At 61.2% G+C, this 13,027-nt stretch carries 16 protein-coding genes; 10 read left to right on the top strand and 6 right to left on the bottom strand.

Going from position 1 to position 13,027, the window contains the following annotated elements; all coding sequences use genetic code 11:
- The first annotated feature begins 6 nt into the window (after nt 1-6).
- From pgsA to ACN0SO_RS08675, 4 genes are all read left to right on the top strand, one after another.
- On the top strand, nt 7-579 hold the full coding sequence (gene pgsA, locus ACN0SO_RS08690; RefSeq protein WP_417676621.1) for a CDP-diacylglycerol--glycerol-3-phosphate 3-phosphatidyltransferase: 573 nt from the start codon (nt 7-9) through the stop codon (nt 577-579).
- A gap of 50 nt (nt 580-629) precedes the next feature.
- Entirely contained in the window at nt 630-881 is a 252-nt protein-coding gene (gene moaD, locus ACN0SO_RS08685; RefSeq protein WP_417676619.1) for a molybdopterin converting factor subunit 1, read from the top strand.
- Between the two features lie 3 nt (nt 882-884).
- Nucleotides 885-1,346, top strand: a complete 462-nt coding sequence (locus ACN0SO_RS08680; protein WP_417676617.1) for a molybdenum cofactor biosynthesis protein MoaE — start codon at nt 885-887, stop codon at nt 1,344-1,346.
- Between the two features lie 173 nt (nt 1,347-1,519).
- Nucleotides 1,520-2,791, top strand: coding sequence for a multidrug effflux MFS transporter (locus ACN0SO_RS08675; RefSeq protein ID WP_417676615.1), 1,272 nt, complete (start codon nt 1,520-1,522; stop codon nt 2,789-2,791).
- A 51-nt stretch (nt 2,792-2,842) separates the two neighbouring features.
- Here the strand turns inward: ACN0SO_RS08675 and ACN0SO_RS08670 are convergent, their stop codons facing one another.
- Nucleotides 2,843-3,745 (bottom strand): branched-chain amino acid aminotransferase, encoded by a 903-nt coding sequence (locus ACN0SO_RS08670; protein WP_417676613.1) that lies wholly within the window; start codon nt 3,743-3,745, stop codon nt 2,843-2,845.
- A gap of 257 nt (nt 3,746-4,002) precedes the next feature.
- Here ACN0SO_RS08670 and ACN0SO_RS08665 point away from each other — a divergent pair, with 257 nt between their 5' ends.
- From ACN0SO_RS08665 to ACN0SO_RS08655, 3 genes are read left to right on the top strand one after another with little or no spacing between them, the layout of a single operon-like run.
- Nucleotides 4,003-4,551 (top strand): MarR family winged helix-turn-helix transcriptional regulator, encoded by a 549-nt coding sequence (locus ACN0SO_RS08665; RefSeq protein ID WP_417676611.1) that lies wholly within the window; start codon nt 4,003-4,005, stop codon nt 4,549-4,551.
- A gap of 50 nt (nt 4,552-4,601) precedes the next feature.
- Nucleotides 4,602-5,303, top strand: coding sequence for a response regulator (locus tag ACN0SO_RS08660; RefSeq protein ID WP_417676609.1), 702 nt, complete (start codon nt 4,602-4,604; stop codon nt 5,301-5,303).
- 21 nt (nt 5,304-5,324) lie between these two features.
- Nucleotides 5,325-6,719: an ATP-binding protein gene (locus tag ACN0SO_RS08655; protein ID WP_417676607.1), complete on the top strand. Its 1,395-nt coding sequence runs from the start codon at nt 5,325-5,327 to the stop codon at nt 6,717-6,719.
- A 5-nt stretch (nt 6,720-6,724) separates the two neighbouring features.
- Here ACN0SO_RS08655 and ACN0SO_RS08650 read toward each other — a convergent pair whose 3' ends face one another.
- The 5 genes from ACN0SO_RS08650 to ACN0SO_RS08630 form a co-directional block, all read right to left on the bottom strand.
- Nucleotides 6,725-7,066 (bottom strand): tRNA-binding protein, encoded by a 342-nt coding sequence (locus ACN0SO_RS08650; RefSeq protein ID WP_417676605.1) that lies wholly within the window; start codon nt 7,064-7,066, stop codon nt 6,725-6,727.
- Nucleotides 7,067-7,167: 101 nt separating this feature from the next.
- Complete coding sequence (locus ACN0SO_RS08645; RefSeq protein ID WP_417676604.1) at nt 7,168-7,842, bottom strand: TetR/AcrR family transcriptional regulator; 675 nt, start codon at nt 7,840-7,842, stop codon at nt 7,168-7,170.
- A 356-nt stretch (nt 7,843-8,198) separates the two neighbouring features.
- Nucleotides 8,199-9,017: a pyrroline-5-carboxylate reductase gene (gene proC / locus ACN0SO_RS08640; protein WP_417676602.1), complete on the bottom strand. Its 819-nt coding sequence runs from the start codon at nt 9,015-9,017 to the stop codon at nt 8,199-8,201.
- Nucleotides 9,014-9,514 (bottom strand): YbjN domain-containing protein, encoded by a 501-nt coding sequence (locus ACN0SO_RS08635; RefSeq protein WP_417676600.1) that lies wholly within the window; start codon nt 9,512-9,514, stop codon nt 9,014-9,016. The genes proC and ACN0SO_RS08635 overlap by 4 nt, the downstream gene beginning before the upstream one ends.
- 279 nt (nt 9,515-9,793) lie before the next feature.
- Nucleotides 9,794-10,090: an accessory factor UbiK family protein gene (locus ACN0SO_RS08630; RefSeq protein WP_417676598.1), complete on the bottom strand. Its 297-nt coding sequence runs from the start codon at nt 10,088-10,090 to the stop codon at nt 9,794-9,796.
- Between the two features lie 211 nt (nt 10,091-10,301).
- Between ACN0SO_RS08630 and lgt the strand changes: the two genes are divergently transcribed.
- From lgt to pgeF, 3 genes are read left to right on the top strand one after another with little or no spacing between them, the layout of a single operon-like run.
- Nucleotides 10,302-11,126, top strand: coding sequence for a prolipoprotein diacylglyceryl transferase (gene lgt / locus ACN0SO_RS08625; RefSeq protein ID WP_417676596.1), 825 nt, complete (start codon nt 10,302-10,304; stop codon nt 11,124-11,126).
- A complete protein-coding gene (locus tag ACN0SO_RS08620) occupies nt 11,123-12,211 on the top strand; it encodes a class I SAM-dependent methyltransferase (protein WP_417676594.1) in 1,089 nt (362 codons plus the stop codon). Before lgt ends, ACN0SO_RS08620 begins: the two co-directional genes overlap by 4 nt.
- A 47-nt stretch (nt 12,212-12,258) precedes the next feature.
- On the top strand, nt 12,259-13,026 hold the full coding sequence (pgeF, locus tag ACN0SO_RS08615; protein WP_417676592.1) for a peptidoglycan editing factor PgeF: 768 nt from the start codon (nt 12,259-12,261) through the stop codon (nt 13,024-13,026).
- Nucleotide 13,027: the final 1 nt, after the last annotated feature.

Genomic DNA, 13,027 nt, shown 5'->3' with positions numbered 1-13,027 from the left:
GGCCACATGAAAAAGAACATTGCCCTGAGCCTGCCGAACATCCTCACCTACGGGCGCATCGCGGCGGTTCCGGCCCTTGCGGGATGTCTTTATTTCGAAGGCCACACGCTTCGCTGGGTCGCACTCGGATTGTTCTTCCTGGCAGCCATATCCGACTTCTTCGACGGCTACCTGGCCCGCGCCTGGCAGCAGCAATCGGCTCTCGGCCGGATGCTCGATCCGATCGCAGACAAATTGCTGGTGTCCGTCTCGCTTCTCATGCTGGCAGCAGATGGAACCATCGACGACTGGTCTCTCATTCCCGCCATCATCATCCTGTGCCGCGAAATCCTCGTTTCCGGCCTGCGGGAGTTTCTGGCCGAACTGCGGGTCAGTGTTCCGGTCACGCGGCTGGCCAAGTGGAAAACGGCCGTGCAGCTCTTCGCCATCGCCCTTCTCCTGGCAGGGCCAGCCGGCGAAACCATTCTTCCCGGGACCACCCTTGCCGGCCTCACGGCCCTCTGGCTGGCGGCGATTTTGACCATATATACGGGCTATGACTACTTCCGCGCCGGCATCGGTCATCTCATTGACGAATAGGCCAGCGCCGGAACGGCTCCGGACAGAATGACCAGAAGGGACGGGACAACGTGCAAATCCGCTACTTCGCATGGGTGCGTGAGAAGGTGGGAATAGAAGAGGAGACCCTCGATCTTCCCGGCAACATCGCCACCGTTGCCGATCTGATCGCCTACCTGAAGACCATCGACGACAATCACGCCGCGGCCTTCGAGGAGGAAGAAGCCATCCGCGTCGCCCTCGATCAGATGCATGTCGAGGCGGAGGCCGAACTGGGCGCAGCCCGCGAGGTCGCCTTCTTCCCGCCCATGACAGGAGGATAAGCAATGTCCTGCAAACCGGTCATCAGGGTTCAGACGGAAGATTTCGATCCCGCGACCGAGGCGGAACGGCTGACAGCCGGACGCAAGGATGTCGGTGCGCTGGTTTCCTTCACCGGCCTTTGCAGGGACGACGGCGGCAAACTGGCGGCGCTCGAACTCGAGCATTATCCGGGAATGGCGGAAACCGAAATCGAGAGGATCGCCCTTGAGGCCTGCGACCGTTGGCCGCTCACCGGACTGACGGTAATCCATCGCTTCGGCAAGATCCCCGCCGGCGACAATATCGTTCTGGTCATTGCCGCCTCGTCCCACCGCCGTGCAGCTTTCGAGGCGGCTGATTTTCTTATGGATTTTCTAAAGACCAGAGCGCCATTCTGGAAAAAAGAACACCTGGCGTCAGGTACTGCAGATACCTGGGTACAAGCCACGGAAACTGACGATGCCGCAGCGGAGCGCTGGTCGTAATTCCTCGTTAATTCTACCGTGCCGAGAAGTGGACATGACTTACTTTACGGTGCGAAAACGCTTGACCCTACCGTAAATTGCCCGTTGATTACCGGCAGGGATGAGGCGGTCGCCAGTCATAAGATAAAAGCCGCCTTCCTCAGGCCTCCCGGCTTTGAGACAGTTGGAAAAATATGCAAGAATCGTCCTCCCAGACGGGCACCCACGCCCAGCCGGGCATGCCGTTTATTGAATTCGTGATCATGATCGCCGCGCTCATGGCCTTGAACGCGCTGGCCATGGACGTGATGCTGCCGGCGCTGCCGGAAATCGGACATGCGTTGAATATCGTGCACGAAAACGACCGCCAGCAGGTCCTTGTCGCCTATCTGGTCGGGTTTGGCGGCGCGCAACTCTTTTACGGCCCGATCACCGACGCCTTCGGCCGGCGGACCGTCCTGCTTGGAGGTCTCGCCCTCTATGCGGCGGCAAGCGTGGTTTCGCTGATGTCGCAGACCCTTGACCAGCTTCTGCTGGCCCGCGTGCTCCAGGGGGTTGGCTGCGCCGCGACCCGGGTTATCGCCGTGTCCGTCGTGCGCGACTGCTATACGGGACGGCAGATGGGCAAGGTCATGTCCCTGGTGATGATGATCTTCATGGCCGTTCCGATCGTCGCGCCGTCTATCGGGCAGGCAATCCTGCTTGTTGCGGGATGGCGCTGGATCTTCACCATGCTGCTGTTCGCCGGTGTCGTCATGCTGCTGTGGTGTGCGATTCGGCTGCGTGAGACCCTGCCGCAGGAATCCCGGCAGGTGCTCAACGTGACGGCAATCACCAGAGCCTACTGGATGACCCTGCGCACCAGGGAAAGCATTGGCTACACGCTTGCCCTCACTTTTGTCTTCGGAGGGTTGTTTTCCTTCATCACCATGTCGCAGCAGATCTTTGTCGAAATATTCGATCTGGGCGTCTGGTTTCCGATTGTCTTTTCTGCGATCGCGATTGCCATGTCGGTGTCTTCCTACATGAACGCGCGCCTTGTGGAGGCCATCGGCATGCGGCGCTTGTCCCATGCCGCGACCCTGGCCTTCATGGGCTTCGGGATCCTGCTTTTTGCCCTCGCCACCGCCGGCGTCGAAAATTTCTGGACTTTCACCCTGATTTCCGGCGCCCTCATGGCCTGCTTCGGCTTCATCGGAGCAAATTACAACACCATGGCCATGGAACCCCTCGGGGATATTGCCGGAACAGCCTCATCGGTCATCGGCTTCATCACCACGCTCGGCGGGGCCATTCTCGGCTACGTCATGGGCCAGCTGTTCAACGGCACGACCCAGCCGCTCGGTTTCGCCTTTGCGGTTTACGGTCTGTTTGCGCTCGCCTGTGTCGTCTTTGCCGAAAAGGGGCGGATGTTCCATGCCCATCACCCGACCCCCGGGTCCGACCAACAGCCGAAGCCGAAATGAAAAAAGGCGGAGCAAAGCCCGCCTTTTCCAAATGAACTGAGATCGGTCGGATCAGCCGACAGCGGACTTCAGGGCCGGCGCATCGGGACGGACTTCCGCGTCGTAATCGGTCATCAGCGTCTTCGTGATCTCGCCGACCTCGAAATTGTACGGGCCGATCTCCGACACCGGCGTCACTTCGGCAGCGGTCCCGGTCAGGAAGCACTGCTCGAACCCTGCCATTTCTTCCGGCATGATGACCCGCTCGACCACTTCGATGCCGCGCGCCTTTGCAAGGCCGATGACCGTACGACGGGTGATCCCGTCCAGGAAGCAGTCCGGCTTCGGCGTATGGATCTTGCCGTCCTTGACGAAGAAGACGTTCGCACCGGTCGCCTCGGCAACCTGGCCGCGCCAGTCCAGCATCATCGCATCGGCATACCCCTTGCGTTCCGCTTCATGCTTCGACAGCGTGCAGATCATGTAAAGGCCGGCTGCCTTGGACTTGAAAGGCGCGGTCGCCGGATCCGGCCGGCGGTAGGTCGCCAGATCGAGGCGAATACCCTTCAGCCGTTCTTCCGGAGCAAAGTAGCTCGGCCATTCCCAGGCGGCGATCGCCAGGTGAATGGTGTTCTGCTGTGCCGACACGCCCATCATCTCGCTGCCCCGCCATGCGATCGGACGGATATAGGCATCGACGAGGTTCATCCGCTCAAGCACGGCTTCCTTGGCAGCGGTGATCTGGTCCTTCGTCCAGGGGATCTCGAAGCCGAGAACATTGGCAGAGGCATGGAGACGTTCCGTGTGTTCCTCGGACTTGAAGATCCGGCCGCCATAGGCGCGTTCGCCTTCAAAGACAGCGCTGGCGTAGTGCAGACCGTGGCTCAACACATGCAGCTTCGCATCGCCCCAGGGCACGAACGTGCCGTCGTACCAGATTTCGCCATCGCGCTGATCAAAAGGCACACCTGCCATTTTCTTGCTCCCGACCGCCTCTCACTGGGCGTGTTCAATCTTTAACCGCTATACGTCATGCAATGACCCGCCGAGCCCGGACTTGCGCAGACCGTTCAACCGTGCTTTGCACGCCGCCGAAACTCCCGGTATCCTGCCGTGAAGAAATCGACGAACGGATTCGTTTTAATACGGAAATGCCGAAAAAACGCATCAAATCGTTCAATCATTTCGTTCAGAGCGCAACTTAAGTAACAATCGACCAGAAATAAGTCAATATGACTGACGTAAATTTCAAGAACCAACCGGACCGGATCTCATCGTCGAATGAGAAGGCCCGCCTTGACGGTCCGGCTGAACAGCTGGACGAGTTGCCTTACGATCTGATTGAACTGCTTTTTTTCGCTTATCGCGACTTCACGTCCGATCCGGACGACGTACTCGCGCAGTATGAATTCGGGCGCGCCCACCACCGTGTCCTTCACTTTGTCGACCGCAATCCCGGGATCAAGGTGACCGACCTGCTCAATATCCTGCGCATTACCAAGCAGAGCCTCGGCCGGGTTTTGAAACAACTGGTCGACCAGGATTTTATCGAGCAGCGACCGGGGCCTCTGGACCGGCGCCAGCGGCTTCTGTTCACCACCGGGAAAGGTCATGACCTTGCCGTGCGCCTGTCCCGTTTGCAGACCAAACGCCTTGAACACGCCACAAAAGACCTGCCAGATGGCGCCGCCGACGCTGTACGGCAGTTTCTGTTTCAGATGATCGACCCGGATGCACGACCCGATGTGGCGAAGCTCGTGCGCCTGTCCAGTCAACCTTAGGCCAACCCTAGGTCCGCCCTCGATTGGGCCACGGTACACAGGAGACCTACGTGACCACCCCGTTCCCGCCGAACGACAACGCGCACCACATTCTTCTGGTCGATGACGACAACCGCATTCGCGAGCTTTTGAGCCGCATCCTCGTCGACGCCGGTTACAGGGTCACCGCCGCCGCCAATGCCGCCGAAGCCCGCCGTTGCCTGGCAGGCCTCCTGTTCGACCTCATCATTCTCGACGTGATGATGCCCGGCGAAACCGGACTGGAACTGGCCGCCTGGCTCAGGGAGAATTCCAGCGTGCCAATCCTGATGCTGACGGCACGATCCGATGCTTCCGATCGCATCGCCGGACTGGAGGTTGGCGCCGACGATTATCTGGCCAAACCCTTCGAGCCGCGTGAGCTCATGCTGCGTATGTCCGCCATCCTGCGCCGGGGGGGGCCAAAACCCGCCGAAACCACCCGCGAGATCCACTTCGGCCCGTTTGTCTTCAACACCCGGCGAGGCGAATTGAAGAACGGCGACGAAACGGTGCGCCTGACCGACCGCGAAAAACAGATCCTGGGGATATTCGCGGAACAGCCCGGAGCCACCGTTCCGCGCCACAAGATCGTCGGCGACGACAGCGGTCTCGGCGAACGGACCGTGGACGTCCAGATCAACCGGCTCCGGCGCAAGATCGAGAAGGATCCGGGAAATCCGGTTTATCTGCAGACAGTACGCGGCATCGGCTACCGCCTGGCCTGCGACTAATTCACGTAGGGCGAGCCGCATATGGCCAATCTGAACCAGTTTCTGGCAGGCATCGAGCTTCCGCCCCCCTTCCGTTATCTGCTGCACGGCTACCGGCGCATGGCCCGTGCCGCCTATCGGGCCATGCCCAAGGGACTGTATTCCCGGGCCCTTCTGATCATCATCACGCCGATCGTTCTCCTCCAGGCCGTGCTGCTCTACGTCTTTATGGAACGGCATTACGAGCTCGTCTCCGAGCGCCTGTCCGAAGCGGTCGCACGGGAAATCGCTTCCATAGTCTACGTCCTGGAGAATTACCCGCAGGATCCAGAACACGCCAAGATCGAGGGCATGGCCAGCAACGCACTCGGCCTGTCCGTGTCCCTGCTGCCGCCCGAGCCCCTTCCGCCACCCGCGCCGAAACCGTTTTTCGACATCGTCGACCGTGGTCTGAGCCGGGCGATCAGCCAGAAAGTCGGCAAGCCGTTCTGGATCGATACGGTCGGGCGCTCCAGTTTCGTGGAGATCCGCATCCAGCTGGACAATGCGGTCCTGCGGGTCTTCTCCAGGCGCAGCCAGACCTATGCGACCAATTCTCATTTCTTCGTGGTCTGGATGGTCTCCACCTCCCTGGTCCTGATCACCATTGCCATGCTGTTCCTGCGTAACCAGATCCGCCCGATCGTGCGTCTCGCCAATGCCGCCGAAAGCTTCGGCAAGGGCCGGCCGATCGGCAAGTTCCGCGCCAGCGGCGCCCGCGAGGTTCGCCAGGCGGCCCAGGCCTTCCTGGAAATGCGCCGCCGGATCGAGCGCCAGATCGAACAGCGCACGACGATGCTCGCCGGCGTCAGCCATGACCTCAGAACCATCCTGACCCGGATACGTCTGCAACTCGCCCTCCTCGGCGATACGCCGGAAAGCGAAGGCATGCGCAAGGATCTGAACGAAATGAGCGGCATGCTGGAGGATTATCTGGCCTTCGCCCGGGGCGACGGTGACGAAAATGTCCAGATGACCGATATGGCCCTGATGCTGGAAGAACTGGAGGAAGAAGCGGAAATCTCCGGAGCCAACGTGACCGCTTCGTTTGAAGGGCCGTCCGAACTGCAACTCCGCCGCCTCGCCATGAAGCGCTGCCTGTCCAACCTTGTGACCAACGCCACGAAATTCGGCACGCGGGCGGAACTGAAGGGCAGTTACGACAAGGGCTGGCTGACGATCACCGTCGATGACGACGGGCCCGGGATCGCCGAAGAAGACCGCGACCTGGCTTTCAGGGCCTTTCACCGGCTGGACGAGGCGCGCAATCAGGATCAACCCGGCAGCGGCCTGGGCCTCGCCATTGCCCGCGACGTCGCCCGCAGCCATGGCGGCGATCTCTTCCTGGAAGACAGCCCGCTCGGCGGCCTCAGGGCGCGGCTGCGGATACCCGGATAATCAGATCAGTAAAGCCGTCCGCCGATGGGAACGTCCAGGTCGGGCCTCAGCAGCACGACCTCGCCGTCCTCGTCCGGCACGCCAAGGGTCAGGACTTCCGACATGACCGGTCCGATCTGGCGCGGCGGGAAATTGACCACGGCCATGACCTGCCGCCCGACCAGGGTTTCCGGCGTATAGTGTTTCGTGATCTGGGCAGAGGTTTTCTTGATACCGATTTCCGGACCGAAATCGATCTGCATCTTGTAGGCGGGCTTGCGGGCTTCGGGAAACTCTTCCGCGGCAATCACCTTGCCGACCCGGATGTCCACCTTCAGGAAATCGTCAAAGGTAATCGTATCGCTCACGGGCTTCACTCGCTGACAAGTCGTTCAAAACCCGGCGACCATGCCCCGAACGGCCTAAGGCGGACAAGCCACCTACAATCATTTATGAGCGGCTGTGGCTTTTAGGACTCAGCTCCCTCGGCGGTTGCCTCTTCTGTTCCCTTATCGCTGTCGCGACGGGACCGCGCCCGTTTACCCGCTTCCCAGAACGGGCGCACGAAGTTCTCGGCATTGTCGAGCCGCTTCATCCAGGCCTCGCCCCGGTTCAGCTCCTCATCGAGCCTGGCCATGGTTTTCGGCAGGCCTTCATCCGTTTCATCAAGCCAGGTTGTCACGACCCGCCCGAACGCCACCGCCAATCCTTGCGTGACGATCCGTCCCTTGATGCCGGTCAGGTCGATGCCCGCCGCAATCAGCATCCAGCGCTGGGACCGGACCGCGATGGTATTGAACTCCAGGGCCAGCGCCGGGTCCCGGCGCACGGCTTCCGTAAGCGTGCGCACCGCGTCCTTGTAGGGCGTCAGGTGGTCGAGCCGGATCATCAGAACATCGAACAGGCGGTCATGGGCCGGCTGGTCGTCCATTTCCTCATCCCGGTCGTCGAGCACCGCGGTGTCGATCATTTCCGCGAAAGCCTCAACGAGTGCCCGTTTGGAGGAATAGCACTCCCGCAGCGCGGACAGTTTGACGTCCGCCGTCTTCGCCAGCAACGGCAGGCTGACATCCTCGTAAGCATGCTGCGACAGCAGATCGAGGAAGGTTTTCAGGATCTTCTGACGGGTCTTGGCGGTCGCCATACTCAAACTCCCTTGCTAGAGCATCGGGCGATAACTTTGAAGCATTTGACCGGTGCGCTTTTGTCTGCTGACAAGGCGGGTCGCGTGCCGTGGTGTTTCCCACCACAAGCGCGAGCCCCAAAAACACGGGCCAACGCAGTCAGCGGGCAAAAGAGCCCGGCCCTTCGGGTGTCAGAAAGCAGCCCATCGGCTGCGTTGCGCCGCTTGCACGATGCACCGCATCGCGCCGCGCGACGCGCCTGGCCTAATGAACTGCTTTCAGACATCAAATGGTTCAAAGTTATCGTCCGATGCTCTTGGAAAGATAGGAGCAAAGACACCGGCCTGAAAGGGTTCAAGCCCGGATAAAAGGAAATTCAGCCCGCGAGTTCGCGCGCCCGTTTGACCGCAGCCGCGACCGCTTTGGTCATCAACGGTTTCAAACCGTCTTCGGCCATAAGGACCTCAAGTGCTGCCGCCGTCGTGCCGTTGGGCGACGTCACGTTCTGACGAAGCACAGTCGGCGTTTCGGAAGACTGGTGCATCAGCTCGCCCGCGCCGCACACCGTCGCTTCGGCCAGTTCCCTGGCAAGCTCTTCCGGAAGCCCTGCGGCTTTTCCCGCTTCCGCCAGGCACTCCGCCAGCCAGAACACATAGGCCGGTCCGGATCCGCTGACGCCGGTGACCATGTCGATCTGGTCTTCGCTTTCCAGCCAGACGACCTTGCCCACCGCTGACAGCAGCGCCCCGACGGTCTCCTTCTGGGCCTCGCTCACCCCGTCATTCGGGTATACGGCTGTGATACCGCGCGCCACCATCGCCGGCGTATTCGGCATGGCGCGGGCGACGGGCACCGGACCGAAGGCGGCCTGGAACCGGGAAATCGGCGTGCCGGCCGCAACCGACAAAATCAGTGTGTCTGGACGGATCGCCGGTGCAATGGCCGGCAGAACCGCGTCCATCATCTGCGGTTTGACCGCAACGAGGACAATCGACGGCGCCAGATCGGCGGGAACCTCGGTGACATGGCGAATGCCGTGCTTTTCCAGAATTTCCCTGATCTCGTCGCCCGGTTTCGGATCGGAAACGACAATGGCGGAGGGGTCCAGCCCCTCCGCCATCCAGCCGGATAACATCGCCCCACCCATCTTTCCTGCACCGACAAGAAGGAACGGGCGGTCTTTTGAAAAAATCATGCTTCTCCCACGGTCTCGAACATGGCCGTTGCAATAGCTTCGCTTGCGGGCCGTCCGGCCCAGACGACGAACTGGAAGGCCTGGTAATATCGCTCGCAGTTTTCGAGCGCGTTGGAGAGCATGCCTTCGATCTGGGTGGAGGTCGCCTCCGAGCCTCCGGCGAGAAGCAGGGACTGCCGGAACATGACAACCCCCTCCTGGTTCCACAGGTCGAAATGCCCCATCCAGAGCTGCTCGTTGACCAGCGCCAGCAGACGGACGACTTCCGTCTTGCGCGCATCCGTTACCTTCAGGTCGAAGGCACAGGCCAGATGCAGGGCTTCCACCTCTTCCATCCAGGAAAAGGAAACATGGTAATCGCACCAGCTGCCCGCGACGGAGATGGTAATCTCGTCGTCGGCCGATCTTTCGAACGACCAGTCATTCAGCGCTGCAACTGTTTCGATGGTGTCGACGGGATTGTCAGGTCGCTCGAAGTCAAATTCGATGAGGCTCATGAGCCTACTCCCCTTTCGAGCCGGGGCACTGGGCCGGATAGTATATCAAGCCGATGCGCCGGGTATGTCCCAAGCCTTCGGAGCATCCTGACCGTTTGGGCGGTTCGATCATGCCCCACGAATCCCTGTTAAGATTCAGTATATAAGCACTAACGAACAAAGCGATACATAACGTGGCGCTTTTATGGCCGGAAAAATGTGGACGACTTGGTGTAAACAGGAAGGGCCACAGGTTTTCCACCGCGACCCTACTTAAAACTCATCAGTGAATTCAGGCAATTAGTCCTGAGCCGTCTTCGCAGATGTTTTTGCCGCCGTTTTGGGTTTTGCCGCCGGCTTTTTCTCAAGCGCCTCGATCCGCGCTTCCAGCGCCTCAATACGGTCCAGAGCCCTGACCGCCATCTCCTTGACCGCTTCATGTTCTTCGCGCGAAACGAAATCCATGTCCGACAGGAACCGTTCGGCCTGCGCCCTGAAGGCGGTTTCCACCTCGCGCCGGGCGCCCTGGGCGACGCCCGCGGCATCGGTCATGAGCTTTGCAAATTCATCGAACATGCGGTTTGGGCCCTGGGTCATGGCGAACTCCTGTCAGTCCCGTCAAAATGTCAGTACACACCTATGAGGCTTTGCAGGCAACTTCAAGACGGCGTTTTGCCGCCAGCCGTAAAAGTCGGTCAGGTTGCACGCCTTGCTCTTGACGCAGCGGGGCCGAATGGGCCAGCGTCTGGCCGCGCCGGCCGGATCCGGAAACGGCGCTTCATCCCTGCCAGCAGGAGTCGCTGCGCCGATGCCGCTCTTCGTCCTCCCCTTTCCCGCCATCGACCCGGTGCTGATCCAGGTCGGCCCCTTCGCGCTTCGCTGGTATGCGCTTGCCTATATCGTCGGGATCCTCCTCGCCTGGCGCTACATGCGCCGCCTAGTGCTGAACGACACTCTGTGGAATGGCCTCAAACGTCCGACGCCGCTGGACATCGACGACTTCGTCCTGTGGGGCACTGTCGGCATCATTGTCGGCGGACGGATCGGTTATGTGCTCGTCTATAATCCCGGCTATTATCTCGCGCATCCGATGGAGATCTTCGCCGTGTGGACCGGCGGCATGTCCTTTCACGGCGGATTTACCGGCACCGTGATCGCCATGATCCTGTTCGCCTGGAAAAGGGGCCTGTCGATCTGGACGCTGTTCGACCTTGCCGGCTGCGCGGCGCCGATCGGCCTCTTCTTCGGCCGGATCGCCAATTTCATCAACGGCGAGCTCTGGGGCCGGGTGACCGACGTGCCCTGGGCGATCGTGTTTCCTACCGGCGGCCCGGAACCGCGCCATCCGAGCCAGCTTTACGAGGCCGCCCTTGAAGGGATCCTGCTCTTTCTTGCGATGCGTCTCCTGAGCCACCGGTTCAAGCTGCTTCAGCGGCCCGGTTTCATCGCCGGCGCCTTTGCCTTCGGCTACGGCCTCACCCGCTCCTTCAGCGAACTCTACCGTGTCCCCGATGCCCAGATCGGTTATCTCGGCGGCTTCATGACCATGGGCATCCTGCTGTCGGTTCCGATGATGCTCGCCGGCCTGATCGCCATGATCTGGGCCGCCCGCCGGCACAAGGGCGCCGCATGACGGCGTCAGTTCTGAAGGAAAAGCTGGCGGCGAGGATCCGGGCCCACGGCCCGATCACGATTGCCGACTATATGGCCACCTGCCTCGCAGATCCGGAAGTCGGCTATTACATCACCCGCGACCCGTTCGGGACGAAAGGCGACTTCACAACAGCCCCCGAAGTCAGCCAGATGTTTGGCGAACTGATCGGCGCCTTCTGCCTGCAGGCATATCTGGACCTGGGGGAACCCGACAGCTTCCAGCTTGTCGAGCTGGGGCCGGGACGGGGCACCCTGATGGCCGACCTGCTGCGCACGGCCTCTCTCCGGCCGGAGTTTGTCGAAGCCGCCGGCCTGTGCCTCGTCGAAACCAGCCCGGCGCTGCGCAAGGTGCAGGCAAAGACACTGGAAAAAGCGCCGCTCGTACCAGTGTTCTACGACCGTTTCGCCGATGTCCCCGGCGGACCGCTGATTCTTGTCGCCAACGAGTTCTTCGACGCCCTGCCGATCCATCAGTATGTGAAGACCGCCGATGGCTGGCGCGAGCGCATGATCGGGCTGTCGGAGACCGGCGAACTATGTTTCGGCGTCGGCACCGGCAGGCTCGACGACACTGAATTGCCCCCGGAAACGCAAAACGCACCCGAGGGAACCATCCTCGAAACCCAGCCTGCCGCCAACGCGATCGCGCAGGAGATTGGGACCCGCCTTGCCCGTCATGGCGGCGCGGCGCTCATTGTCGACTACGGCTACCTGAAAACGGCAACCGGCGTCTCCCTGCAGGCGCTTTACAAACACACCCATGACGATGTGCTTGCCCATCCGGGCGAAGCCGATCTGACCGCCCATGTGAATTTCGAGGTTCTGGCGCGAGCGGCACGGGACGGCGGCGCGACCCCGCTGCCGCCTCTGGAGCAAGGCGAGTTCCTGCTTCGGCTCGGCCTGCTGGAGCGCGCTGGTGCGCTCGGTTCGGAGAAAAGCCACGCGGTTCAGGAAGCGATCAGGGATGCGGTCGAGCGGCTGGCAGCTCCCGACCAGATGGGCACGCTTTTCAAGGTTTTGGCGCTCAGTGGCGATGGACGCGCTCTGGCCCCATTTGACATGTGATCGGGAACCCATCAAGGATTTACCCAGATGCGCGGCGGAGAAAACGAATGATCGAGGCTGAGGAACTCAAGCAGCCCGGGATACGGCATGGGTTTTTTACCCGCCGGGGCGGTGTTTCTTCCGGGATATATGACAGCCTCAACATCGGCACCGGCTCAAGCGACGCTCCGGACAAGGTTGCGGAGAACCGGGCGCGGGTTTCCCGGAAACTGGGCATTGCCCCGGAGCAGCTGGCAACCCCTTACCAGATCCATTCCGCCGATGTGATTACCCTGAATGCGCCGTTCGACCAAAACGCCGACCGGAAGGCGGATGCCTTGGTCACCGACCGCCCCGGTCTTCTGATCGGCGTGGCCACGGCGGACTGCGGCCCCGTCCTTTTCGCCGACCCTGCTGCCGGCGTCATCGGCGCGGCCCATTCCGGCTGGAAGGGCGCGATCTCCGGTATCCTGGAAAACACCGTCGCGGCGATGGAAGCTTTAGGGGCGGACAGGAGCCGGATCACCGCCGTCCTCGGCCCCACGATCTCGCAGGCCGCTTACGAGGTCGGGCCTGAATTCCGGGAACGACTTCTGGAAATGGCGCCGGAGAACGAACGCTATTTCCACCCGTCCCCGCGCGCGCATCACCACCAGTTCGACCTGCCCGCCTTCATCATCGACCGGTTGAAGGCGGCCGGACTGGAAAGCAGCCGAAACCTGGATCTGTGCACCTACGCGGACGAAGACCGTTTCTTCTCTTACCGGCGGACCACCCATCGCGGCGAACCGGACTACGGCCGCCTGATATCGGCCATTGTATTGGCGGGAGACTAGC

This window comes from Roseibium sp. (genome assembly GCF_048260565.1).
In the GTDB taxonomy this organism is placed as follows: domain Bacteria; phylum Pseudomonadota; class Alphaproteobacteria; order Rhizobiales; family Stappiaceae; genus Roseibium.
The sequence above is the reverse complement of the archived record's forward strand: the minus strand, read 5'-3'. Positions and strand labels throughout refer to the sequence as shown.